At 60.5% G+C, this 24,574-nt stretch carries 27 protein-coding genes and 1 pseudogene; 11 read left to right on the forward strand and 17 right to left on the reverse strand.

Translation table 11 applies throughout. From position 1 onward, the window contains the following. Positions 1–25: 25 nt before the first annotated feature. The 3 genes from dsbG to dsbD are packed head-to-tail and all read right to left on the reverse strand — an operon-like array spanning position 26 to position 3,386. The gene (gene dsbG, locus ACZZ0K_RS05925; RefSeq protein WP_041478461.1) at positions 26–796 is read right to left on the reverse strand and encodes a thiol:disulfide interchange protein DsbG; all 771 of its coding nucleotides are present in this window, start codon (positions 794–796) and stop codon (positions 26–28) included. Beyond that, a complete protein-coding gene (locus ACZZ0K_RS05930) occupies positions 772–1,653 on the reverse strand; it encodes a TlpA disulfide reductase family protein (protein ID WP_258707009.1) in 882 nt (293 codons plus the stop codon). The genes dsbG and ACZZ0K_RS05930 overlap by 25 nt, the downstream gene beginning before the upstream one ends. Further along, the gene (dsbD, locus tag ACZZ0K_RS05935; protein WP_258707008.1) at positions 1,653–3,386 is read right to left on the reverse strand and encodes a protein-disulfide reductase DsbD; all 1,734 of its coding nucleotides are present in this window, start codon (positions 3,384–3,386) and stop codon (positions 1,653–1,655) included. The genes ACZZ0K_RS05930 and dsbD overlap by 1 nt, the downstream gene beginning before the upstream one ends. 155 nt (positions 3,387–3,541) lie before the next feature. On the opposite strand from dsbD, the gene ACZZ0K_RS05940 reads away from it, so the two are divergent. From ACZZ0K_RS05940 to ACZZ0K_RS05960, 5 genes are all read left to right on the forward strand, one after another. Next, positions 3,542–4,222: a response regulator gene (locus ACZZ0K_RS05940; protein WP_042607836.1), complete on the forward strand. Its 681-nt coding sequence runs from the start codon at positions 3,542–3,544 to the stop codon at positions 4,220–4,222. Then, positions 4,222–5,544, forward strand: a complete 1,323-nt coding sequence (locus ACZZ0K_RS05945; RefSeq protein ID WP_258707007.1) for an ATP-binding protein — start codon at positions 4,222–4,224, stop codon at positions 5,542–5,544. Before ACZZ0K_RS05940 ends, ACZZ0K_RS05945 begins: the two co-directional genes overlap by 1 nt. A 214-nt stretch (positions 5,545–5,758) precedes the next feature. Next, positions 5,759–6,244: a GNAT family N-acetyltransferase gene (locus tag ACZZ0K_RS05950; RefSeq protein ID WP_258707006.1), complete on the forward strand. Its 486-nt coding sequence runs from the start codon at positions 5,759–5,761 to the stop codon at positions 6,242–6,244. A gap of 142 nt (positions 6,245–6,386) precedes the next feature. Then, on the forward strand, positions 6,387–7,799 hold the full coding sequence (locus tag ACZZ0K_RS05955) for an aspartate aminotransferase family protein (protein ID WP_150742486.1): 1,413 nt from the start codon (positions 6,387–6,389) through the stop codon (positions 7,797–7,799). 83 nt (positions 7,800–7,882) lie between these two features. Further along, a complete protein-coding gene (locus ACZZ0K_RS05960; protein WP_258707005.1) occupies positions 7,883–8,107 on the forward strand; it encodes an MbtH family protein in 225 nt (74 codons plus the stop codon). A 198-nt stretch (positions 8,108–8,305) separates the two neighbouring features. Here the strand turns inward: ACZZ0K_RS05960 and ACZZ0K_RS05965 are convergent, their stop codons facing one another. From ACZZ0K_RS05965 to soxR, 10 genes are all read right to left on the reverse strand, one after another. Continuing rightward, positions 8,306–9,211, reverse strand: coding sequence for a metal ABC transporter substrate-binding protein (locus tag ACZZ0K_RS05965; RefSeq protein ID WP_252886579.1), 906 nt, complete (start codon positions 9,209–9,211; stop codon positions 8,306–8,308). Beyond that, a complete protein-coding gene (locus ACZZ0K_RS05970) occupies positions 9,212–10,111 on the reverse strand; it encodes a metal ABC transporter permease (protein ID WP_150742484.1) in 900 nt (299 codons plus the stop codon). Next, positions 10,111–10,962 carry a metal ABC transporter ATP-binding protein gene (locus ACZZ0K_RS05975; protein WP_258707004.1) on the reverse strand — a complete coding sequence of 284 codons (852 nt, stop codon included), beginning with the start codon at positions 10,960–10,962 and terminating at the stop codon, positions 10,111–10,113. The genes ACZZ0K_RS05970 and ACZZ0K_RS05975 overlap by 1 nt, the downstream gene beginning before the upstream one ends. Next, positions 10,959–11,888 (reverse strand): metal ABC transporter substrate-binding protein, encoded by a 930-nt coding sequence (locus tag ACZZ0K_RS05980; RefSeq protein ID WP_056788579.1) that lies wholly within the window; start codon positions 11,886–11,888, stop codon positions 10,959–10,961. Before ACZZ0K_RS05980 ends, ACZZ0K_RS05975 begins: the two co-directional genes overlap by 4 nt. A 35-nt stretch (positions 11,889–11,923) precedes the next feature. Further along, entirely contained in the window at positions 11,924–12,499 is a 576-nt protein-coding gene (locus ACZZ0K_RS05985) for a DUF6162 family protein (protein ID WP_258707003.1), read from the reverse strand. After that, positions 12,496–12,834, reverse strand: a complete 339-nt coding sequence (locus tag ACZZ0K_RS05990; protein WP_101155631.1) for a hypothetical protein — start codon at positions 12,832–12,834, stop codon at positions 12,496–12,498. Before ACZZ0K_RS05990 ends, ACZZ0K_RS05985 begins: the two co-directional genes overlap by 4 nt. Next, positions 12,831–13,373, reverse strand: a complete 543-nt coding sequence (locus ACZZ0K_RS05995) for a hypothetical protein (RefSeq protein ID WP_064361579.1) — start codon at positions 13,371–13,373, stop codon at positions 12,831–12,833. The genes ACZZ0K_RS05990 and ACZZ0K_RS05995 overlap by 4 nt, the downstream gene beginning before the upstream one ends. Continuing rightward, entirely contained in the window at positions 13,370–14,569 is a 1,200-nt protein-coding gene (locus ACZZ0K_RS06000) for a PepSY-associated TM helix domain-containing protein (protein WP_041478473.1), read from the reverse strand. Before ACZZ0K_RS06000 ends, ACZZ0K_RS05995 begins: the two co-directional genes overlap by 4 nt. Positions 14,570–14,783: 214 nt before the next feature. Then, positions 14,784–15,242, reverse strand: coding sequence for a VOC family protein (locus ACZZ0K_RS06005; protein WP_258707002.1), 459 nt, complete (start codon positions 15,240–15,242; stop codon positions 14,784–14,786). 112 nt (positions 15,243–15,354) lie between these two features. Beyond that, a complete protein-coding gene (gene soxR, locus ACZZ0K_RS06010; RefSeq protein WP_150742479.1) occupies positions 15,355–15,807 on the reverse strand; it encodes a redox-sensitive transcriptional activator SoxR in 453 nt (150 codons plus the stop codon). A gap of 92 nt (positions 15,808–15,899) precedes the next feature. On the opposite strand from soxR, the pseudogene ACZZ0K_RS06015 reads away from it, so the two are divergent. From ACZZ0K_RS06015 to ACZZ0K_RS06035, 5 genes and pseudogenes are all read left to right on the forward strand, one after another. Continuing rightward, positions 15,900–16,261 (forward strand): annotated as a pseudogene (locus ACZZ0K_RS06015) (antibiotic biosynthesis monooxygenase). Between the two features lie 101 nt (positions 16,262–16,362). Next, positions 16,363–16,632 carry a hypothetical protein gene (locus ACZZ0K_RS06020; protein WP_150742478.1) on the forward strand — a complete coding sequence of 90 codons (270 nt, stop codon included), beginning with the start codon at positions 16,363–16,365 and terminating at the stop codon, positions 16,630–16,632. Positions 16,633–16,733: 101 nt separating this feature from the next. After that, a complete protein-coding gene (locus tag ACZZ0K_RS06025; RefSeq protein WP_076563682.1) occupies positions 16,734–17,348 on the forward strand; it encodes a LysE family translocator in 615 nt (204 codons plus the stop codon). Positions 17,349–17,553: 205 nt separating this feature from the next. Then, entirely contained in the window at positions 17,554–18,720 is a 1,167-nt protein-coding gene (locus ACZZ0K_RS06030) for an aminotransferase class V-fold PLP-dependent enzyme (RefSeq protein ID WP_258707001.1), read from the forward strand. A gap of 65 nt (positions 18,721–18,785) precedes the next feature. Further along, a complete protein-coding gene (locus ACZZ0K_RS06035; protein ID WP_252878621.1) occupies positions 18,786–20,594 on the forward strand; it encodes an aminopeptidase P family protein in 1,809 nt (602 codons plus the stop codon). Between the two features lie 44 nt (positions 20,595–20,638). On the opposite strand, the gene ACZZ0K_RS06040 is transcribed toward ACZZ0K_RS06035, so the two are convergent. Both ACZZ0K_RS06040 and ACZZ0K_RS06045 read right to left on the reverse strand, forming a co-directional pair. Next, positions 20,639–21,235 carry a 2-hydroxychromene-2-carboxylate isomerase gene (locus ACZZ0K_RS06040; protein ID WP_252868018.1) on the reverse strand — a complete coding sequence of 199 codons (597 nt, stop codon included), beginning with the start codon at positions 21,233–21,235 and terminating at the stop codon, positions 20,639–20,641. A gap of 40 nt (positions 21,236–21,275) precedes the next feature. Further along, complete coding sequence (locus ACZZ0K_RS06045) at positions 21,276–22,004, reverse strand: SDR family oxidoreductase (protein WP_252882419.1); 729 nt, start codon at positions 22,002–22,004, stop codon at positions 21,276–21,278. A gap of 91 nt (positions 22,005–22,095) precedes the next feature. On the opposite strand from ACZZ0K_RS06045, the gene ACZZ0K_RS06050 reads away from it, so the two are divergent. Next, on the forward strand, positions 22,096–22,665 hold the full coding sequence (locus ACZZ0K_RS06050) for a TetR/AcrR family transcriptional regulator (RefSeq protein WP_150742473.1): 570 nt from the start codon (positions 22,096–22,098) through the stop codon (positions 22,663–22,665). On the opposite strand, the gene ACZZ0K_RS06055 is transcribed toward ACZZ0K_RS06050, so the two are convergent. Beyond that, positions 22,666–22,947, reverse strand: coding sequence for a hypothetical protein (locus ACZZ0K_RS06055; protein WP_041478482.1), 282 nt, complete (start codon positions 22,945–22,947; stop codon positions 22,666–22,668). A 167-nt stretch (positions 22,948–23,114) separates the two neighbouring features. After that, a complete protein-coding gene (rhtA, locus tag ACZZ0K_RS06060; protein WP_056788612.1) occupies positions 23,115–24,002 on the reverse strand; it encodes a threonine/homoserine exporter RhtA in 888 nt (295 codons plus the stop codon). Positions 24,003–24,574 lie beyond the last annotated feature (572 nt).

Consider the following 24,574-nt stretch of genomic DNA (forward strand, 5'->3'; position numbering starts at 1 on the left):
CCGCACCGGCCAGTGCTTGTAAAGGCTATTTCGGCCCGAGAATCTTCACCAGCTTATCCGGCGAAGGCGCGCCTTGCTGTTGCTGCAGTTCACCTTTGTCATCCATATAGAAAATCGCCGGGGTGGCTTGCAGTTCGAGGTCTTCCATCAACTGCATGTTGGCCGCGAGTTTGGTTTGCACGGCGACCGGAATGTCTTTCAAAGCCTTGAGGGCGCTGCTCTTACCGGCGCTCTCATGATCTTGCAGGGCCTTGGCCGGGTCTTTCGCCGCCAGCAGCGCGGCTGATTTGCCCGGGCTGTCTTCGCGGATGATGCCGACCATGATGTGGCGCAGCTGCACTTTGCCGGCCTTGACCCATGGTCGCGCCTGTTCCCAGAACATGTTGCAGTACGGGCAGTTTGGATCGCTGAACAGGTACACCGTGCGCGGTGCATCCTTGTTGCCGTCCTGAATCCAGTTGCTCGCCTCGAACTTGGCCCAGACTTCCTTGGACATCGGCGCGTAGACCAGTTTCTGCAAAGGCTCGCTGCTCAGGTCCTTGCCGTCGGCATCGTACAGATTACCCACCACGACGTGTTTGCCGTCCGGGGTCAGGTACAGCGCCATGCCGCGATTCTGGTATTGCGCGGCGTACCCGCGCAGGCCATCGGGGGCGTCGAACTGGCCAACGATTTTCGCGCCCTTGGCTTCGATCTTTTTGATTGCGGCGGGCAGTTCTTCAGCAGCCTGCACCGACGGCAAGTGCAGCAGGGCAGTGCCCAGAGTCAGCGTCAGCAGGTGGCGGAGGCGGGGCATGGCAGTTTCCTTGCAGAGTTGGCCGGGGCAACGGCCTGATTCGGGCTTGAAGGCGAAGTGTCGAACGTTTCCAGAGCGCGGGCCAGGCTGGCGTTCGACAGTTCACCGAGGTGACTGGTCAGCAAGCGACCGTCCTGGCTATAGAACAGCGTAGTCGGTAACGCCATGGAACCCACGGCCTGACCGAGACGGCCGCTGCGGTCGAACAGCACGTTGTTCAGGCTCAGGCCCTGGGTTTCCAGGAACGTGGCCACGCTTTGCATGCTCTCGGCCTGATTGACGAACAAGAACGTCAGATCCGGGCGCTGTTGCTGGGCATTCTCCAGTACTGGCATTTCTCGCCGGCACGGCGGGCACCAGGTCGCCCAGAGGTTGATCACCAGCGGCCCGCCCTGATACTCACTGAGCTTGATGGTTTCGCCAGCGGCGTTGCGCAGGGATATATCCGGCAGGCGCGTACCCTGTTCGTAGATATTCAGCGACAGGGTGGCAAGCAGCCAGAACGCCACGCCACTGACCACGCCGAAACCCAACGGTCGACGCAAAGCGGGCCGGCGCCAGCCGCGATACAACGCCGCCAGCAGCAGCACGATCACTCCGGGCCAAGCGAGGAAACCGCCGTCGCGCAGATCGATGATCTGCCACGGGTCATTGCGATAGTGCGACCAGTACAGCGCGACAAACGCAATGCGCGCCGCAAGCATGCCCAGCAAAAACAGGCTGAACAGCGCTGACTCGGGGTTCTCGCCGCCGCGCTTGGCCACTCGCCAGCCGACAAACGTCGCCAGTGCCAGAGCACTGATCAGCAGCAGGTGATTGAGCGCGATGGCGAAAGTGCCGAGGGTGAACGTCAGCATCAGTTGGCGTCTCTGGTGGTGGACCAGCGTTGCAGGAAGGTCTCGGCATCGACCTCGCCGGTGATGCGCTGGCTGCGGCGTTCTTCACCGTCGGCGCCGATCCAGATGAACGTCGGCGGCCCCGGCACTTTGTAGCGACTGAGCAGCTCGCGGCTGGCGGCGTTATCGGCGGTCACATCCAGGCGCAGCAGGCGCACATCGCTCAGTGCCTGCATGACTTTGGCTTCACCAAACACCTTCTTCTCCATCACTTTGCACGACACACACCAGTCGGCGTAGTAATCGAGCAACACCCACTGGCCCTGAGCCTTGGCCGCGTCGAGTTCGCGTTGCAGGGCGGTCGGTTCCTTGATGGTGCTGAAGGCATCGTGGCCACTTGGCGCTGCACTGGCTGCACCGCCGGCGCTGTAGACCTGCAATGGCTGATACGGATCATCGCTGCCACCCGCCGCACCGATCACCAACACGCTGCCCCACAAACCGAGCAACAAGGACAGGGCGCCAAACATTTGCGCGACGTGGCCAAAACCTTCGGATTGTTTCCATGAGCTGTAAGCGGCGATCAGCAGCAGAGCGCCACACAGCCCCAGCCACAACGACGGATCCAGCACCGGGCGCAGCATCAACAATGCAGTGGCAAGAAAGAGAAAGCCGAATATGCCCTTGAGCAGATTCATCCACGCGCCGGGCTTGGGCAGGAATCGGTTGCCCACGGTGACCAGCAGCAACAGCGGCACACCAATGCCGATGCCCAGTGCAAACAGAATCAGACCGCCGTGCAACGCGTTACCGCTCTGCGCGATGTACAGCAGCGCGCCGGCCAGTGGCGCGGTCATGCATGGCCCGACCAACAGACCGGACAATGCGCCCAGCACCCCGGCGCCGATCAGGCTGCCGCCGCTGCGGCTGCGCGACGCATGTTCCAGGCGATCACGCAGCGCCACCGGCAGTTGCAGCTCGAAGAAGCCGAACATCGGTAACGCCAGTATCACGAAAATCGCCGCAAACGCACCGAGCAACCACGGATTCTGTAACCACGCCTGCAAGTTCGCACCGAGCAGCGCAGCAATCACGCCCATCGCCGCATACACCAGTGCCATGCAGATCACGTAGCTGCTGGCCAAGGCAAACCCGCGCCGTGGTGTGGCGCCACTGCCGACGATCATCCCGGCGAGAATCGGCAGCATCGGCAGCGAACACGGGGTAAACGCCAACAGCAGGCCAAGTCCGAAAAACACCAGCAGACTCCAGCCCAGCGCCCGTTGTTGCAGACTGCTGGCCAAAGCCTGATCCGGCGCTTCAGCGCCCGTTACTGCTGCGGCTTTGCCACCCAGATCGATCACCCTGGTTTGCGGTGGATAACACAGACCGGCATCGGCGCAGCCCTGATAACTGACCTTGATCTGACCGCTGGCCGCTGCCGGGATTTTCACTTCCAGCCCTTGGCGGTACACCGGCTGCTCGCCGAAGAACTCATCGCTGTGGGATTCGCCTTCAGGCAACACCGGCTGCTGATCGGCGGCCAGTCCATCGAATTTCAGGCGTTTCTGATACAGGTAGTAGCCGTCGGTGATCTGCCAGAACAGCTGGGTTTCGCCTGAATCCAGACGCTCGGAAGTCAACACGAACGCTTGGTCGACCGGCAAGAAGTCCGGTTTCGTATCGAAAGGATTGTTTCCAGCCTGGGCCAGGCCCGAGATCAGTAACGCAAACAAAACAAAAAAATGACGCATGGAGAAGCCTTGTCCCTGTGCAAGTGAGGTGCACAATGGGCAGCGGCGATTAACCGATGATTAACCGCCATGCCCTTGTCGCAGTGACGTTGGGCGCCATAATGTCAGCTTAATCGGCCAACTGCCTAATCCGCTTTTTTCCTGTGGGATTCACCATGCACGTACTGGTTTGCGAAGACGACGAGCTGATTGCCAGCGGCATCGTTGCCGGCCTCACCGCCCAGGGCCTGACCGTCGAGCACGTCAACACCGCGTCCAAGGCGCGGGCGATGCTCAAGGTCGCCGAATTCGATGTGATGGTGCTCGATCTCGGCCTGCCGGACGAAGATGGCCTCAAGTTGCTGCAACAGTTGCGGCAGAGCGGCCTGGAAATTCCGGTTCTCATCCTAACTGCCCGTGACTCGGTGACCGATCGTGTCGATGGTCTGCAGGCCGGCGCCGACGACTATCTGCTCAAGCCTTTCGACCTGCGCGAACTGTTCGCTCGCCTGCAAACCCTGTTGCGCCGGGTGGCCGGGCGCAGTGTCAATCTGATTGAGCACGGCGCGCTGACCTACGACCCGAGCAGCCGCGAAACCCGTCTGGCCGGGCAACCGGTGGACTTGTCGCGCCGTGAGCAGTCGCTGTTGCAGGCGCTGCTGCACAATCGCGGCCGGGTGCTGTCCACCGAGCAACTGAAGGACAGCGTCTACGGCTTCAACGACGAACTGGAAAGCAACGCGCTGAACGTGCATATCCATCATCTGCGCAGCAAGCTTGGCAAAGGCATCGTCGAAACCGTGCGTGGTCTGGGCTATCGCCTCGGCCCCGCCGATGGCGGAGAGCAAGGCAAGTGATGAGTCTGCGCCTGCGCCTGAGCCTGACGCTCGGCGCCGCCTTCACGTTGATCTGGGCGCTGGCGGCGGCGTGGATGCTCAGCGATCTGCGCAATCAGATGATGTTTTCCCTCGACCAGCGTCTGGTGGCCTCGGCGCGCATGGTCGCCGGTTTGCTCGAGCAATTGCCGACGCTGCCGAGCAAGGGCGAGGGCACCCATTTCAGCGCAGAACAGCTGAATATTCCCGGTGGCATGGCTTGTCAGGTCAGCTCATTGCGCGGCGAGATTCTCGCGCGAAGCCACAACAACCCCGAGCAAGCGCTGGAAGCCGAGAAAATGGGCTTCCACGATCAGATGATCGACGGCGCCCCGTGGCGCAGTTTCACCCTGGCCCGCGGCGATGTGCGCATCACTACGGCGGATCGGCAGATCGAGCGCGAAGCCTTGAACATGTCGATTCTGCTCGCTGCTTCGGTGCCGGTCGGCGTGGCCTTGCTGGGTTGCCTGTGCCTGCTGTGGCTGGGCATCGGTCAGGGTCTGGCGCCACTCAATCGACTGCGCGAGGCGCTGATGCGGCGCAATGCCGATTCTCTTGAACCATTGCAGTTGCAGGCGTTTCCCAGCGAATTGAAGCCGTTGCTGGAAACTCAGAATCAGTTGTTTCAACGCATCGGCAAGACCATCGAACGTGAACGTCGTCTGACCGGCGACGCCGCGCATGAACTGCGCAGTCCGCTGACGGCTATCAAGACCCACCTGCAAGTGGCGCGCATGACCGACGGCAGCGCCCGCGATCAGTCGCTCGCGCGCGCCGAGGAGGGCGCCGATCGCTTGCATCGCACCCTTGAGCAATTGCTGTTGCTGGCGCGGGTCGAAGGCAGTCTGTCGTTTGATGACGGCTCGCAATGCAGCGCCGAGCAAGTGGCCAGACTGGCGATCCAGGACGCCACCGGCGGCGAGCGGCTGCGGATCAAACTGCACGTGCCGGACGACCTATCCGCCGCGCCGCTGCAAATGCCTGCCGTGCTGGCGATTGCTGCACTGCGCAACCTGCTCGACAACGCCTTGCGCCACACGTCTGAAGATTGTGCGGTCGAGGTTAGCCTGGAGAGCATCGGCAATCGTGTGCGTTTTGTCGTGCGCGACCATGGCCCGGGCATTGCGCCGGATGACTTGCAACATCTGACCCAGCGCTTCTGGCGCAACGGGCAGAGCACCGGTTGCGGGCTGGGGCTGGCGATTGTCCAGGCGATTGTTCAGCGCTGTGATTGTGCGCTGCATTTCGACAGCCGCCCGGACGGCTTGCGGGTCGAACTGACCATGCCGTTGCAAGCCCTCTGATCTCACCTCGGATCCCCTGTGGGAGCGAGCCTGCTCGCGAATGCGGTAAGTCATACAACATCGACGTTGACTTGTCCGACGCTTTCGCGAGCAGGCTCGCTCCCACAAAAACATGTTCTGGCACATCAAATGTAACTTCTCGGCGTTCGCCATCCGCCAGTGACGGGGCTAAGGTCAACGCAGCTTTGACTCAAAGGATTGAGGGAACTGCGCCATGGAAGCACCCGTCTGCGTTCGTTCGGCCACTCTGGCCGACACCGGCATCATCAACCGTATTGTCGAGCGCTCGATCCGTATCGGATGTGCACTCGATCACCGCAACCATCCACTTCTGGTCAGCGACTGGCTCAACCGTTCTCCCGCCGATTTCATCAGTAGCCGGCTCGCCGACCCACACTTTAATCTCTGTATCGCTTCGTTCGAAGACAAACCGGTCGGTGTCGGCATGGCCCGGGTCAGTGGCGAAATCCTGCTGTGTTACGTCCAGCCTGAATCCTTTCGCCGGGGCGTCGGCAGGGCGCTGATGCACAATCTCGAGGGCTGGTTGCGCATTCGTGGTGTGCAGCATGTGCACCTCAACAGCACCCGCACCGCCGAGGCGTTCTATCGGCACCTGGGTTACCAACAGGCAGCGCCACCGGGCCTCTCCACCGGCTTGCAAACCGTGCCGCTGCACAAACCTTTGTCCTCACCGGCCTGACAACTCGATCAAGGGTGTAAATCCGCACCGCGCTGAAGCGTTTCCAGAACAGGAAAACCTGCAAGTGCGCCCCGCGACCGGAACGCGCACCTGTCGGTGTGCTGTTCTGGTCACTATCCATAGCGAATTGAGGGGTCGAGAGATGTCAGTCGCCACCAGTCTTATCGAAGCGTCGTCGGCCCGGGTCGCCTCGGCGCCAGCGGAGACGTTGTACGAATTCCACGAATCACCGTTACTGGCGCGCCAGAGTCGCCAGGAATCCAATGCGCGCAGCTATCCACGCCGCATTCCGCTGGCGCTCAAGCGTGCCAAGGGCCTGTATGTCGAGGATGTCGAAGGGCGTACCTTCATCGACTGCCTGGCTGGGGCCGGCACGTTGGCGCTGGGGCACAACCACCCGGTAGTGATTGAGGCGATCCAGCAGGTGCTGGCCGATGAGTTGCCGCTGCACACCCTCGACCTGACCACGCCGGTCAAGGATCAATTCGTCCAGGACCTGTTCGGCTTGCTGCCGACGGAACTGGCGGCGCAGGCGAAGATCCAGTTCTGTGGCCCGACCGGCACCGACGCCGTGGAAGCCGCGCTGAAACTGGTGCGCACCGCAACCGGGCGCAGCACCGTGCTGTCATTTTCCGGCGGTTATCACGGCATGAGTCAGGGGGCGCTGAGTCTGATGGGCAGCCTGGGGCCGAAAAAGCCACTCGGTGCTTTGCTCAGCAACGGCGTGCAGTTCATGCCTTTCCCCTACGATTACCGCTGCCCGTTCGGTCTCGGCGGCGCAGCGGGCGTCAACGCCAATCTGAGTTATCTGGAAAGCCTGCTCAACGATCCCGAGGCTGGCGTGCAATTGCCGGCGGCGGTGATCGTCGAGGCGGTGCAGGGCGAGGGCGGCGTGATACCGGCGGACATCGAGTGGTTGCGCGGCTTGCGCCGGATCACCGAGAAGGCTGGTGTGGCGCTGATCGTTGATGAGATCCAGAGCGGGTTCGCCCGCACCGGCAAGATGTTTGCCTTTGAACATGCGGGCATCGTTCCGGATGTGGTGGTGTTGTCCAAAGCCATCGGTGGCAGCCTGCCCTTGGCGGTGGTGGTGTACCGCGACTGGCTCGACACCTGGCAACCGGGCGCCCACGCCGGCACGTTCCGTGGCAATCAGATGGCCATGGCCGCCGGTTCAGCGGTGATGCGTTATCTGGTAGAGCACAAGGTCTGTGAACACGCCGCTGCCATGGGTGATCGGCTCAGCGAACATCTACACATTCTGCAGCGCGACTTCCCGCAACTGGGCGATATCCGTGGTCGAGGCCTGATGCTCGGCGTCGAACTGGTCGACCCGAACGGCGCGCCCGATGCGCTCGGTCATCCGCCGGCATTCGCGCGTCTGGCGCCGCTGGTCCAGCGTGAATGCCTCAAGCGTGGCCTGATTCTGGAACTGGGCGGCCGCCATGGCGCGGTCGTGCGCTTCCTGCCGCCGCTGGTGATCAGCGCAGCGGAAATCGATCGGGTGGCCGAGATCTTTGGTCGCGCATTGGCCGCTGCCACCGCCGCGCTGTAAATTTTTCCGCGCGGCGAACGTTCTTTCTACATACCCCGGCTGCATCCGTTGTGCAGCTGACCTTACAACGATGGAGAACCAGCATGACGTCAGTATTCGACCGCGAGGACATCCTCTTTCAGGTCGTGGTCAACCACGAAGAGCAATACTCGATCTGGCCCGATTACAAAGCTGTGCCGCAAGGCTGGCGTACCGTGGGCAAGAGCGGCCTGAAAAAGGAATGCCTGACCTACATCGAAGAAGTCTGGACCGACATGCGTCCGTTGAGCCTGCGCCAGAAGATGGATGCGCAAGTCGCGGCGCAATAAGCGACCGGGCATAAAAAACCCGCTGGACCAGTGAGGGTCAGCGGGTTTTTTCATGTCTTGAATTTGTATTGCCTGCACAGCCTCATCGCTGGCAAGCCAGCTCCCACAGGTATTGTGGTTGATCACAAATGTGTGTTCGCCGAAAGCTCTGTGGGAGCTGGCTTGCCAGCGATGAACGATGACTCGGTATCAGCCTGACTACGCTCCGCTCAACCCCTTGAGCAGCAAATCCACATTCCCCTCCAGCTCAGCCAGCGGATCCGCCGCGTCGGTACTCAACACCACCAGACGGCTGCCGGATTCGGCAATCGCCGCTTTCACCGGCTCCGCTGGCTGGCGATGGTGCAGCACCACCGCCACGTCATTGTCCTTCAGCGTCGCTGTCAGCTTCTTCAATTCATCTGGCGTCCACTCGGCATCAGGCCGCGCGTCCTGTCCGGCCAGTTCAAGGTTGAGGCTGCCAATCAGATAGCCGAAGTGATCGCTCAAGCTCATCACACTCAGGTTGTCCGCCTCGGCCAGGCGCGCTTCGGTGTCTGCGCTGAGTTTCAGCAGACGCTGTTTCAACGCCGCCAGGTTGGCTTCGATCGCAGGCTTGGCGCTCGGCGCCAGGCGCACCAGGTCTGCGGCCATCACATCGGCCATGCGCCCCATATTGTTGCTCGCCAGCCATGGCTGACTGTTCAGGCCATCAACCAGCAGGCCCGGTTGCACGGCAATGCCGGGCAGGGCGCCGTCGACCGGGCGCGCTGCGTCGACCTCGACGATACGAATATTGCTGCGCCGCGCGATCGGGTACAGCGGGTCATCGGCCCACAATGAGCGCAGACCGATCACCGCGTCCGCGTCGGTGGCCAGTTTGCTCAGCGCCGGAGCGCCACGGCCGGTGAAATAGGCGGTCTGGCGGCTGCCGGGCAGGTTGGCCGGCGCTGCGCGTTCGAGGTTGACGTCGGTGCCCTTGAGCAATGCTTCGCCCAATCCATAGGTGATCGGCAACGAGGCCAGGACGCGCAAGGGTTTCGCGCTTTCAGCCGCCAGCAGCGGGGTGCAGACCATGCCACACAGGGCCATGGCCAGAGTCAGGTTACGCAGTGAAAAAGCCATTTATCCAAGATTCCCTTTCAGGCTGGGGACGACGCCGCGCGCGATGGCGGCGAGGGCAAAAGCGATGCCGGCGACCAGAATGATCGCGGCGCCGGACGGGATCGGCAGGTCGAAGACGATCGGCGCGAGAATCCCGCACAGCGTACTGACGGTAGCGATCAGCACCGAACACCAGAAAAAACCTTTGAGCGACTGGCTAAGCAAGCGCGCCGCTGCCGCCGGAATCACCAGCAAGGCACCGACCAGAATCGCGCCAATCACCTTCACGGCGGCGACGGTGATCAGGGTCACCAGAATCACGAACAGGTAATCCAGGGTCTTGACCGCTACGCCACGCACCGCCGCCAATTGCGGATTGAAACTGGCGAGCATGATGCGGTTGTACAGCGGCAGGGCCAGGGTCATGACCAGCGAACCGACGATGGCCAGCACCGCCAGATCATTGCCATTGACGGTCAATACCGAACCGAACAACACGTTTTCCAGAATGTGCACGTTGATCTTGCCGGCGAGGATCAACAGCAGGCTCGCGCCCAAGGCCAGCGACACCGAGAGAAACACGCCGATCAGCGTATCCGGTGCCAGCCCGGTGCGGTTGCGCAGGTAATTGAGCAGGATGCCGAACAGCAGGCAGTAGCCGAACAGGCTGCCGTACGGGCCGGTGTAGGGTTCGCCGAGCAGAATACCGATGGCGACACCGGTCAACGCGGCATGGCCGACTGCTTCGGAAAAGAATGCAAAGCGCTTGACCACCACCAGCGTGCCGAGCCCGCCCAGCACCGGGCCGATCAGCAGGCCGGCGAGCAGGGCGTTGACGACAAAACCGTAGGCCAGCGCTTCCGGCAGATAACCGGAAGACGCCCAACCCTGGACCATCAAACGAAAGGCTTCGTAACTCATCAGACCGCGCTCTGTGGATGGGTGGAAAACAGCGTCAGCAGACGCTCCGGAGTCAGTGCCTGTTGCGGTGTGGCATCGAACAGCACGCGGCGGTTGAGACCGGTGACCCGATCGGCCAGCCGACCCACCGCTTCCAGGTCATGCTCGATCCACAGCACGGTGATACCCGCCGCGCGCCAGTCAGTCAGCAGACGTTCGAACACCTGAATCCCGGCCTCATCGAGGGCCGACATCGGCTCGTCGAGCACCAGCAATTGCGGCGCCGGGATCAAGCCCTGCGCGAGCAGTACCCGCTGCCGCTCACCACCGGACAGCGCGCCCATGCGCCGCTTGCGCTTGTCCTGCATGCCGACGCGCTCCAGCGCCTCGCCGATGGCGCCGGCGTAGTGTTTGCTCAAACCGAGAAAGGCCGGACGGCGCTGACACATGGCGGCCATGAAATCGTCGACGGTCATCGGCAAGCCGCGATCGAACTCCAGCGCCTGCGGGACGTAACCAATGATGCCGGGCTCGCCGGGCCAGTGCAGGCTGAGCCGGCCCTGATGCGGCATCTGCCCGAGCAGGGTCTTGATCAGCGAACTTTTACCACCGCCGTTGGGGCCGACCAGCGCATGCACGCTGCCGGGCTGCACTTGGAAGCTGACCTTGTCGAGAATCGTCGTGCGCCCCAAGGTCAGGCTGATATCCGCAAACTCCAGCGCCGGCCCGGTTATCCCCTGTGGGAGCGAGCCTGCTCGCGAATGCGGTGTGTCATTCAACGAAGATGTTGCCTGATCCGGCGCCTTCGCGAGCAGGCTCGCTCCCACCGGGTTATTGGTGTTGTCAGGGATCAGGGTTTCTTTCGACGTCATGCCCCCGACTCCTGAATCGCCCGAACCACGGTGTTGAGGTTGCCGGTCATTTCCTTTTCGTACTTGTCGGCGGTGTATTCGCCGTAGGAAATGTGCGACAGCGGGTACAGCTTCACCCCGGATTCACGCTGGATGGTGTCGACGTAGCTGGACGGGAAATCCATCTCCGAGAAGATCACTTTGACGTCGAGTTCACGCAACTGGTCGATGGTCTTTTTCAGCTGACTCGGGCTTGGCTCGATGCCGTGGGCGGGCTCGACCACGGCCGTCACTTCCAGACCGAATTCACGCAACAGATAGTCGTAAGCCGCGTGCACCGTGGCCACGCGCAGTTCTGCGTTCGGTGCCTGGGTCAGTTTGGCCAAAGCGTCGGCGCGCATCTGCCGCAGGCGTTTGCCATAGGCACGCGCGTTCTGGGTGTAGGTCTTGGCGTTGTCCGGATCGATCTTGCCCAGCTCGCGGGCGATGTTGTTGACCTGGGCGATGGAGGCGCTTATCGACAGGAACGTGTGCGGATTGACCACTTTGCCGGCGCCGCGCGCAGCGACACCGGTGGCCGCCAGCAATGGCACGTTTTCGTTGGCTTCGATGGTTTTGACATTGGGCGTTTCGCTGGCGGCGATCATCCGGTCGGCGAAGTCGTCATGGCCGACGCCGTTGAGCACGATCACGTCCAGTCCGCTGATGCGCTTGATGTCTTCGGCGCGCGGTTCGTAGGCGTGCGGATTGAAGCCCGCAGGAATCAGCGGCACCACTTCGGCCTTGTCGCCGACGATGTTGGCGACATAGCTGTAATACGGATGCAGAGTGATGCCGATACGCAGGCGTTTGCCTTGCTCGGCGCTGGCCAACGGGCTCAACAGGCAGGCGCACAGGCCAAGCAGAAACAGGCGTAACAATGGACGGCGAGGAGATGAAATGGACATGGGCAAGCAGTCTTCTCTCGGATAAAGGCGAGGAATCAATGGCGATGTTCGCGGGTAACCCCGGCATCGAATTGCGCGACGATCTGTTTCCAGCCAGCGGCGGACAGCGCCGCGTCGGACAGATCCTCCGCAGGCGCGAGGTCGGCGCTGCGGTTCAGCCAGATGTCCGTCGCCGCGTTGGCGTCAGTGCCGACACGCATCAAAAACGAACCGGCGACATCAGGCGTCGCACTCCGACCGAAATAGGCACGATCGGCGAACATCTGCCATGCGTGACCGCCACGGCTGACCGAACTGGCATCCTGCGCGAACGGCGCAAAGCCTTCTTCGGCGAGCATTTGTGGTGTCGGCAGGGCTTGTTGCTCTTCGCGCAGCAAGCGGATTTCGTCGAGGGTCACGCGCAGGTCGGCATAGATGCCTTGCTCGGCGGCGCTGAGATCGCGGCGAGCGTCGTACTGGTTGCTGGCGACCGGCTCCGGTTCATGGGAAACCCCGCGCCACGCCACCACCGAGCCGGCGACCGCGAGGATCAGCAGGCACAACAGCAGCACATTGAGGGTTTCATGACCGGCGCCGGCCGGGCGTACCACTTGCGTCGTCGGGCTACTCATGGGGCTTCGATATCCGCCTGGTCGATTTCCACAACGTGGCCGGGGCCAGCGTCGAACAGCACATAGAACTCGCTGCCGGGCTTCTTGAACGTCAGGGTCGAGTCATCACCCAATTTGCCCGGCACCAGAATGGTTTCGTCATAGCCGATCACATCGAGGGTCACCCCCGGCGCGCCGCTGCCGTCGGAGAAACCGCCGGTGCATTTGATCTGTTCGGCATCGATGGCTTTGCATTCGCACATCGGGTTGTGCGCCAGGGCGCTGGCGCTGAAACCGGCGCTCAGCAGCAGCGCGGCGCTGGCGAGCAAACGGGTATGAAGGGGTGAGCGAGTCATGGTTTGGCTCCTTGTTTGTTCAGCCAGGCAACGGTGGCGGGGGAGGCTTGGCTCAGGGGAATCGCGGCTTGGTGCATGCTGCCGTCCCAGCCTTCCATGGTGATCCACAGCTCGGCGTCAGGTTTGGTCTTTGCCGGGATCGGCATCTGCGTGCCCATGCGGTAAGGGGTGCCGAAGAAGATTGTGCCAGCGGCGCGCAGACTGCGCGGTTTGCCGATGCGCAGGTAAGTGGCCTTGACCTGTTCGACGCAGGTATCACAAACGGCGGCAGTGAAATCCTTCATGTAGCCGGCCGGGCCGCTCAGGTGCGGCGCCTCTTCGCGTAACTCGGCCAGACGCAGGCTCCACGGGCCAACCTGAACGGTGCCTATTTCACGCTGGCCCAGGCCGCTGTCGCCGCGAAACAGCGAGGCATCGGCAAAATATTTAGGCATGAAGCCCAGCGGGATCAGCAACAGCAGGACATTGATGTGGAAACGCCACTTGTGCCAGAAACGCGACAGGCGCGACGGCGGTGTGACCGAGATGGCTTTGTTCACAGGCTCGCCTCCGAAGTTTCACGGCGCAGCGCCGGTTGGGCGGTGACGCGGTTTTTCTTGTCCTCGCGTTTCAGCGCATTGGCGGTGGCCAACGCGGTGCGCTTGGTCCAGATCAGCAGGCCGCTGAGGATCATCATGCTCAGCAACAGACCGAAGAAGAACCAGATCAACTTGATCCAGATTCCACCGAAGTCACCGGTGTGCAGCGGGCGCATGGATTCGGTGACGAATTCCAGCGAGGACCGATCGGACAGCAAGCGTGAGGAAGCCATTTCGCCGTTGTACGGGTTGAGAGTCGCGGTCTGATACATCAGCGGATACCAGCCACGGCCGCTGACGCTCATGTGCGAGTAGGCATTGCCCGGCAGGTTGACGTAACTGGCCTCCAGCCCCGGAATCTTCTGCTGGGCGATTTCTATTGCGCGATCCAGGCTGATGCGCGGCGGCGGGGTGCCGGCTGCCGAGATCGGCACACTTTCGCGGGACATCGCCGGGATGATCGGCTCGCTGGAAATGGAAATCTGGTTATCGAACAGGATCGCTTTGATCAGGAACCAGATGCCGGTGATGGAAATCACCGCGATGAACCAGATCGACCAGATGCCGCACAGGCGATGGAAGTCGCCCCAGAAGATCCGCGCACCATGGCGTACACGCAGGGTCGGGCGCAAAAAACCTTTCCAGAAGCGCTTGTAGACCACCAGCCCGGTAATCAGCGACACCAGCATCGGCACGCCGAGCAATGACACCAGATACCAGCCCCAGCTGTAGCCGTTGGTGAACGGCACTAGCCACCAGCCGTGCAGGGCGCGGGTGAACGCCTTGAAATCGAACGCCGGCGCGGTGCCCTGAATGACGCCGGTGTACGGATTGACATAGACCGTCAACGAGCGCCCGTCGGGGTAGCTGACTTCGACGTCGAGGGCAAAGTGCGACTCGTCCGGACGATTGATGCTCTGCACCAGGGTTTGCGGCTCGGCCTGTTTGATCGCGGCGAGGATCTGGTCGTAGCTCAGTCGCGGCGCGTCGTCCGACGGCTGACTGGCGCGCATTTGCGGGTTGGCCAGCCAGACAATCTCCTGGCTGACCACCGCCAGCGTGCCGGTGACACAGACGATCAGCACAAAGAACCAGATCGGCAACGCCAGCCAGCTATGCACCAGGAACCACAGTTTGGAACGGGATTTCTTCGACATGATTGCGCGTCTTGATTGCGGTGGAAGGGGCCGGGCTACGGGCTTCGCAGCACGGAACTCCCCGGGAGACCGTTCGTGGCTTTTGCCTACGCGAACGGCCTGCATTCCTATAAGACGGATGAGCGAAGAAAATCCCGAAAGCGGATATGAAAGTAAATGTTTCGCAATTACATCGGCAGTGTATTTCTGCCGGTTGATCCGAGGTAAAAAAACCTCAACCTTGGTTAAACATCTCCGTCGCCCGCTGGCGAATCTGCTCTTCGCTCAGATCCTCTTTGTGCGTGGCGAGAAACCACAGATGGCCGAACGGATCTCTCAGCGTGCCGCTGCGATCACCATAAAACTGGTCTTTGACCTCGGAGACGCTTTGCGCCCCGGCATCCAGCGCCTGTTGAAAGGATTGGTCGACATCGGTGACATACAGGTGCAAGCCGATCGACACCGCCTGCTGCGGATTGCTCAACGGCCCCTGATCACAAGGGGTGCCAAGCATGATCGCGCTGTCGCCGATGCGCAGTTCGGCGTGGCCGATATTGCCGTCGGGCATGGTCAGGCGCATGACTTCGCTGGCGTTGAAGGCTTTTTTGTAGAACTCGATGGCCTCGGCAGCCTGTTGGATGCCGAGATACGGGGTAATGCTGTGATACCCCTCGGGAATGGGTTTGACGCTCATGACGTTCTCCCTGTTTTTGTTTTCAACAGATGTGGTTACACCGGACTTACCCGGAGCAATCACTATAGAACCGTCCTTACTGCACAGATTTTCCGCCGACGAGCAGCAATCATCATTCATCGCGAAAGTGCGGGCCTGGGCCTCGGTCAGCGAGCATGTCGCCTTTATTGCGTAACGGACACGCTTCCATGGACAGACAGCCGCAGCCGATGCACCCGGTGAGCTGATCGCGCATCAGCGTCAATTGCCTGATTCGTTCGTCGAGCTCGCGCTGCCATTGTTCAGACAGCATTTTCCAGTCCGCCGCCGATGGCGCGCGATCCTGCGGAAGGATCTTCAGCGCTTCGCCGATTTCCGCCAGCGGTATCCCCAGCCGTTGCGCGACTTTGATCAACGCCACCCGGCGCAGGACGGCGCGCGGATAGCGGCGCTGATTGCCGGCATTGCGCTCACTCTTGATCAAACCTTTGGCTTCATAAAAATGCAGCGCCGTGACCGCGACGCCACTGCGCGCCGCAACCTCGCCCACGGTGAGAGGCTTGTGCACCTGGTCCTTGCTGATCATGCGGAAAATACCTTGACCTTGACTTAACTAGAGGTTTTACCCTGCAGCTCTTCGGGTCGCAAGGCTCGCTTCAAGATGAGTGGGGGCTTTCCATGAGCAATCGCAGCTTTACCCAATTGATCGAATTCGAAATCGAACCCCGCCAGCAAGCGGCGCTGGTCTCGGCACTGGCGACGCAGACCGAGGGGCTGGCCCAGCGTTACGACGGGTTTCTCAGCGCCAGCGTGCAAGCCAGCGACGACGGCCGTCGCGTGTTGAGCTTTTGCAGTGGCAAAGTCGCGAAGCGGGCGAGGCGGCATTTCGCAGTTTCGAACGCGGCGAAGAGGATTTCTGGCAGTTGATCCGTACGCATCGGGCGAAAACCGTGACCTTCAACTCGTTCCAGGTGCACAGCAGCATTGCCCGCAGCCACGACGATGCGCTGCACTGCCGTCTGCCGGTCAGCCAGTATTAGTGCCAACCTGATAGCCACTATTGAGAGCGTTGATTTCTGCGCGAGCGTGCCCGGGCGTAGCCTTTCTCCATCGACCCCACATTGCTCGCCAGGACGCTCCCATGAACCGATTACTGACTGTTTCGCTGATGCTCGCTGTTTCCGTACTCGCCGGCTGTGCCAGCCACGTTTCGCCAGAGCTGCGCCCTTATACCGCTGAAGAATCCCGCGAACTGGCGCTGGAAGCGCTGAACCGCAGCGGCTTGTCGTTCGACGAATACCACGCGAAAAAAGCCCGATTGCTCGGTCAGCCGCAGAAGACTTTCGGCTTCGATCAGCAGGGTGAGATGAGCGCCGAACGTGCCATACAGCTGCACGGTCGTCCGAGCTGAAAGCAAACTGTACTGCTTGAAGTTTTCCCTAACTGTCCGTGGGTTTGCCGGGCGGTGTGGGATAGGGTCAACAGCTGAATGACCCTGGATGGACTGCCTCGATGAACCTCTCGCTTGATCTGCTGTTGGCCTTTGCCCTGTTTGCCCTTGTCACCTCGATCACACCGGGGCCGAACAACACCATGTTGCTGGCTTCCGGAGTGAATTTCGGTTTCAACCGCACCATTCCGCACATGCTCGGCATCAGCTGCGGCTTCTTTCTATTGGTGGTAGCGGTGGGCTTCGGCCTTGGCGCGGTGTTTCAGGCCTACCCGATTCTGTATACGGTGCTGCGTTATGTCGGCGCGGCGTATTTGTTGTATCTGGCGTGGAAAATCGCCCACTCCGGCCCGGTCGGCGACAGTGCCCACGGCGAGGCGAAACCGATCAGCTATCTGGGCGCCGCAGCGTTCCAGTGGGTCAATCCCAAAGCGTGGATCATGGCAATCGGTGCCATCAGCACGTACACGCCGATGCAGGGTTATTTCTATAACGTCGTGATCATCGCGGCGGTGTTCGCCATCATCAATCTGCCCAGTGTCGGCCTGTGGGCGGCGTGCGGCACGCTGTTGCGCAATGTGCTGAAAGATCCGCGCTGGTTGCGCGTGTTCAATTGGGGCATGGCAGCGCTGTTGGTGATCTCGCTGTATCCGTTACTTCTGGAAAGCTTTCACTGACGCATTGCTTCAATCGCCGGCCCGATGCCTGTTAAGCTCGGTTTCAGGAGCGTTCCTACGCACTTTTAAATGAAGCCCTACTTCTTTAACGGCATCCGATCAGGTATTGATGACGCTCTCGAACCCATGCACAGCTCACGAGGCTGTGCATTGTCGTTTGCAGACACGAGCCTCCTGATCCCGGAACACGCTCTGCGAGTCCTTTATGAACACACGTCCGTTGTATTTCGATTACGCCGCCACCACTCCGGTGGACGAGCGGGTCATCCAGGTGATGATCGAATGTCTGGGTTTTCACGGTAACTTCGGTAACCCGGCGTCCAGCTCCCACGCTTTCGGCCAGCAGGCCCGGCAGACGGTCGAGCAGGCGCGTCGGCAAGTAGCCGATCTGGTCGGCGCGCAGCCTGAGCAGATTGTCTGGACCTCCGGTGCCACCGAGTCCAACAACCTCGCCCTCAAAGGCGTCTCCCAGGCCCGTGGCATTTCCGGCGGGCACATCATTACCAGTCAGATCGAACACAAGGCCATTCTCGACACCGCGCGGCAATTGCAGGACTCAGGCATTGCCGTGACCTATCTGGTACCGGACGACCAAGGCTTGATCACGCCGCAAGCGGTCAGCGAAGCGATGCGTGACGACACCTTTCTGGTCTCGCTGATGCTGGTCAACAACGAGTTGGGCACGGTCAACGATGTCGAGGCAATTGGCGAGGTGGTGCGCGGTCGGCAGGCCCTGTTTCATGTCGATGCTGCGCAAGGCGCCGGCAAAGTCGCGATCGACCTGAGCCGCTGGCCGGTGGATCTGATGTCGTTTTCCGCACACAAACTCTACGGCCCCAAGGGCATCGGCGCTTTGTATGTCGGCCTGCAGGCGCAGCAACGCTTGCAGGCGCAGATTCACGGTGGTGGTCATGAAGGTGGCCTGCGCTCCGGAACCTTGGCGACTCATCAGATTGCCGGGATGGGCGCTGCTTTCGCTTTGGCCGCCGACGCATTCGATGAAGAGAAAAAGTCCATCATCGCTTTGCGCGAACGCTTGCTCGAACAGCTTTTGAAGTTGCCCGGCGTGCGCCTCAATGGCAGTGAATCGCAACGAATCCCGCACACCTTAAGCCTGACCTTCAGCGAGGGCGAGTTCAACAGCGCCGCGTTGAACCATTCGATCGCGTTTTCCGCGACGTCGGCGTGTAATTCCGCGAGCAACGCACCGTCCCACGTGCTGCTCGCGCTCGGGCACGATGCGCGGCTGGCAGGGCGCACCATTCGCTTGAGCCTCGGGCGGTTTACCACCGTCGAGGATGTCGACAAGGCCGTTGACCTGATCACAACTGCCTGCGCCAGTGCCCCGGCATTCTGGGCGACAGGGCTTTAAACAGACGCTTTCCATGGCCGCGAAGGCTACGAACAATAACGATGACGCGATTAGCAGGAGACATGATGAGTTCCCACACCTTGACCGAAGGATCGGTGCCTCAGCGCTTGGCGCATACCCGTGAACTGATGCGCCGCGAAGGCATCCATGCGCTGCTGGTGCCGTCCGCCGACCCGCATCTTTCGGAATACCTGCCGGGTTACTGGCAGGGCCGGCAATGGCTGTCGGGTTTCCACGGTTCGGTCGGTACGCTGATCGTCACTGCGGATTTCGCCGGTGTGTGGGCCGACAGTCGTTACTGGGAACAGGCGACGAAAGAGCTCAACGGCAGCGGCATCGAACTGGTCAAGCTGCAACCGGGGCAACCGAGCCCGCTGGACTGGCTGGCGGAGCAGACACCCGAGGGCGGCGTGGTTGCGGTCGACGGCGCGGTAATGGCGGTGGCTTCGGCGCGCACACTGAGCAGCAAGCTCGAGGCACGCGGTGCTCGCCTGCGCACCGATATCGACCTGTTGCAGGAAGTCTGGCGTGATCGCCCGAGCCTGCCGAACGCGCCGATCTATCAGCATCTGCCGCCGCAAGCGACTATCAGCCGTGGCGAGAAACTCGCGAAATTGCGCGAAACCTTGCAAGAACGTGGTGCCGACTGGCACTTCATCGCCACCCTGGATGACATCGCCTGGCTGTTCAACCTGCGCGGCGGTGATGTCTCGTTCAATCCGGTGTTTGTTTCGTTCGCCTTGATCAATCAGCAACAGGCCACGCTGTTTGTGGCGCTGAGCAAGGTCGATGCCGATCTGCGTGCCGTGCTCGAACAGGATGGCGTAACGCTGCGTGATTACAGCGAAGTGGCCGATGCGTTGCGGTCTGTGCCGGGTGGCGGCAGCCTTCTGGTCGATCCGGCGCGAGTGACCACGGGGTTGCTGGATAACCTCGACAGTGGCGTGAAACTGGTCGAGGGCCTCAACCCGACTACGTTGGCCAAATCGCAGAAAAGCGAAGCCGACGCTCAACACATCCGTAAAGCGATGGAGCAGGATGGCGCGGCGTTGTGCGAATTCTTTGCCTGGCTGGAATCGGCGTGGGGGCGCGAGCGCATCACCGAACTGACCATCGACGAGAAACTTACCGCTGCCCGTGAACGTCGTCCCGATTACGTTTCGCTGAGCTTCAACACGATTGCCGCGTTCAACGCCAATGGCGCGATGCCGCACTATCACGCTACCGAAGAAGAGCATGCGCTGATCGAGGGCGATGGTCTGTTGCTCATCGATTCCGGTGGCCAATACCTCGGCGGTACCACTGACATCACGCGGATGGTCCCGGTGGGCACGCCGACGCAAGAGCAGAAACAGGATTGCACGCGCGTGCTGAAAGGCGTGATTGCTTTGTCGCGGGCACGTTTCCCGAAAGGCATTCTGTCGCCGCTGCTCGACGCCATCGCTCGTGCGCCGATCTGGGCTGACAACGTCGACTACGGTCACGGCACCGGTCATGGCGTGGGCTATTTCCTCAACGTTCACGAAGGTCCGCAAGTGATCGCTTATCAGGCGGCACCGGCGCCACAAACGGCAATGCAGCCGGGGATGATCACCTCGATCGAACCCGGCACTTATCGCCCGGGCCGCTGGGGTGTGCGCATCGAAAACCTGGCGATGAACCGTGAGGCCGGCAGCAGCGAATTCGGCGACTTCCTCAAGTTCGAAACCCTGACGCTGTGCCCGATCGATACCCGCTGCCTGATTGCTGACCTGCTGACCCACGAAGAAAAGCAGTGGCTGAACGACTACCACCGCGAAGTGCGTGAGCGACTGAGTCCATTGCTGGATGGCGCGGCGTTGAGCTGGTTGAACGAGCGCACTGTGGCCATTTGATCGATTTACCCAAGGCACCGCTCGCGGTGCCTTGGGGCTCGGCTTCAATCCTGGCGCAATGCCTCTTCCACGAAGTCGAGTCGATCCTGACCGAAGAACAACTGATCGCCGATAAACATGCTGGGGGCACCGAAAACGCCGCGCTTGATCGCGGCTTCGGTGTTTTCCTTGAGTGCGGCTTTTACTGATTCATCGTTGGTCAGCGCGATTATCTCTTGGGGATCGAAGCCGTTTTCAGTCAGCACGGCGGCAATGGTTTGCGGATCGTTGAGGTTACGACCTTCTACCCAAAGCGCCCTGAACAGGCAGTCGACGAACTCCGCGAAACGCTGCGGCTGGTGCATCTGCATGCCAGTGACGGCACGCATCAATATCAGTGTGTTGATTGGAAAGTGCGGATTGAATCTGAGCTGGACGCCGTAGCGTTTGGCGAAGCGATCGAGGTCCTGAAACATGTAGCGGCCCTTGGCCGGAATCACTGCCGGCGACGCGTTGCCGGTGGCTTTGAACACACCTCCCAACAGCATCGGGATGTAGATCAGTTCACTTTGGGTATCGGCGCAGATTTGCGGTAGCTGGGTGTGCGCCAGGTAGGTGGTGGGGCTGCCGAGGTCGAAATAGAATTCCACGGTTTTCGTCATGATCAAATTGCTCTCTTATTGTTGTAATGAGGGGGAGGGCTTACCAGCGTTCGTTCCAGGGCCGAAGGTCCAGCTCAAAAGTCCAGGCATCCCGTGGCTGACTGTGCAGATACCAATAGTTTTCAGCGATGTGCTCGGGATTGAGAATGCCGTCCTGATCCTTGGTCGCGTATTTCTCGGGAAAGCTGTTGCGGATGAAGTCGGTGTCGATCGCACCATCAACCACGACGTGGGCGACATGAATGTTCATCGGCCCCAACTCTCTCGCCATGCTTTGCGCCAGTGCGCGGATGCCATGTTTGGCTCCAGCGAAAGCGGCAAATCCAGAAGCGCCGCGCAGCCCGGCCGTGGCACCAGTGAACAGAATCGTACCGCGCTGCCGAGTGACCATGCGCTTGGCCACTTCACGGGCATTGAGAAAACCGGAGAAGCAGGCCATCTCCCAGATCTTGAAATATTTGCGCGCGGTTTCTTCGAGAATGCTGCAGGGCACGTTGGCGCCGATGTTGAAAACAAAGGCTTCGATCGGGCCGACGCGGGTTTCGATGTCTTCGATCAAGGCGATGACGTCTTCTTCCTTGCGCGCATCGCAGGCAAAACCATGGGCCTCACCGCCCTCAGCGATGATTGCGTCAACCAGTGGCTGCAGCTTGTCGGCGCTGCGCCGGGTCACACAGGCTGTAAATCCCTCACTGGCAAAGCGCTTGGCAATGGCCCCGCCCGTGGCATCACCAGCGCCGACAACCAACACGACCTTCTTGTTATTCATGGGTGAATCCCTTTGGGTTAACGATCGTTTAGTTAACGAACGTTATGCTAGGATTCGGGCAGCGTCAAGGCGACCTACTTCAGGAGATGACATGCGTTATTCGGCCGGACACAAATCGGAAACCCGCGAACGATTGCTGCAAAGCAGCGCGCTGTCGGCGAAGAAATCGGGGTTTTCCACGGTGGGCGTGGATGGCCTGATGAAAGCCATCGGTTTGAGTGGCGCCGCGTTCTACAGCCACTTTTCATCCAAGGATGCGTTGTTCGCTGCCATCGTCGAGCGAGAGTTGAGTGAAAGTCTTGAGCGCCTTGGTGGCCAGGGCGGTGCAGATAGGCAGCGGCTGGAGCGTTGTCTGAAGCAGTACCTGAGCATGGCCCACGTCGAGCAACCAGAGTCCGGTTGCGCGCTGCCGACATTGGGCGCAGAGGTTGCCCGTGCCGATATGCAGGTGCGTGAGCAGGCTGAACAGTGGATCTGCCGTCTTCAGCAGGGCTGGGCTGAGATACTGGAAAGCGAGAGTCTGGCCTGGTCGGTGCTGTCTCAATGTGTGGGTGCGTTGGTGGTCGCGCGAATGCTGGCAACACCGGACGTGCAGCGAACGGTGTTGCGCTCGAGTCATGAGCAAATCACTCGTCAGCTCGCTTTGCCACGAGCCGAGTAGTTATTTGCAGATGACGATCATGCTGCGGCTGGTATAACCGGCGGGGTTCAGGCCGAACGGATAATCGCCAGGTTCCTCGACGGCATCCCCGGATTTGGCGATCACCTTGTAACCCTTGGGGGCGCAGGAGTTGGCTGCGCTGGTGTAGCACTTGTCCCATGAGGATGAAAGACCGGAACAGTTGATGTGCAGTCCCTTCTTGCCGCGTTTGACCTGGGTTTCCGAAGTCGCCGCGCAACTCGCGATCGCCAGTAGGGCGATCATTAGCAAAATTCGTTTCATTACCATCCTTAATAGCGGCCGCGAGTCTGGTGCTCGGGTCTGCCTGTATTCGCTCGCGTTTGCAGCGTGGTGCCGTCCTTTGCGAAAAAATCCATGCCTGGCGATGGGTTACGCAGCTAAACATGGCCTAAATGAGCGCCAATTACCAGAGCCACTTTCGCTACGCTTCAGTCAGCCGCGACAGCAGGCTTTGCTCCACTGCCCATCGTCAATGTTGCGCCCACCGAAGCCAGAATAATGCACAGGATGGCCAGCCATTGTGACAATGAAAGGTATTCCTGGAGAAAAAGCAGGCCTGACAGCGCGCCGAAGGCCGGCTCGATACTCATGAGCGTGCCGAAGGTGCGCGCGGGCATACGCGTCAGCGCGACCATCTCCAAGGTGTAGGGCAGGGCGGTGGACAGAATGGCGACGCCGATAGCGATCGGAATCAGTGATGGTGTAAGCAGCGCAGCGCCGGCATGAACGATTCCGATCGGTGCCACGAACAGCGCTGCGATCATTACGCCGAGGGCTGCCGTCGTCACCCCGTTATCGGCGCCGGCCTTTTGCCCGAACAAAATGTACAGCGCCCAGCAGACCCCGGCGCCCAGCGCATAGCCCGCTCCGACGAGGTCAATGCCAGCAGTGGTTGCCCCAGTAGGTATTAATAGGAGCAAACCGACTGCAGCGAGCGCGATCCAGACAAAATCGATGGCGCGGCGGGAGGCATATATAGCTACCGCCAATGGGCCGGTGAATTCCAGCGCAACGGCGATGCCCAGCGGCACTGTGCGCAGCGACATATAAAAGAGGAAGTTCATTCCTCCCAGTGCCATCCCATAGACGATGACGGTACGAAGGGATTTGGCGGTCAACTTTGCGCGCCATGGGCGGAGCAACAGCAGCATGATGACGCTGGCAAAGATCAGGCGCAGCGTGGTTGTTCCTTGTGCGCCGATAATGGGGAACATGCTTTTGGCCAGAGAAGCGCCCGACTGGATGGACGCCATGGCTATCATGAGCAGGCAAACCGGAAACAATGTGGAAGCAAGGGAGCGAGGTTGATCATTCATTGCGCGGCAGCATCCAAGGCAAAAACACAGTATTGTTGTGGTAGTGGGCAATATACTGCGCATTGGATGGGGTCGCGTCTATATATAGAAAGCGTTTTTGCTGATTTGAAAGAAAAGCGAAATTAACGGTTGACGGCAGATTCCAGAGGTCTATAATTCGCCCCACTTCCGGCGCAGTCGAAACGGAAAACTCCTTGAGATTCAAAGAGTTACGCAGTTTTCGATAGCGGCTTGCTTCAGATCATCGAGGCCTGGGAGGAGTTGAAAGAGCAGCGATGTGTAGCTCTTTTAACGGTTCGATCTTCTCGGTCGAAAGCGGAGAAAAAGAGGTGTTGACAGCAGCGATTAACGCTGTAGAATTCGCCTCCCGCTAACGAGAGATCGGAAGCGCAAGTGGTTGAAGTTGTTGAAGAATTCTTCGAAAACTTCTGAAAATAATCACTTGACAGCAAATGAGGCTGCTGTAGAATGCGCGCCTCGGTTGAGACGAAAGATCTTAACCAACCGCTCTTTAACAACTGAATCAAGCAATTCGTGTGGGTGCTTGTGCAGTCAGACTGATAGTCAACAAG

The sequence above is a fragment of the Pseudomonas sp. AC255 genome (assembly GCF_979258175.1).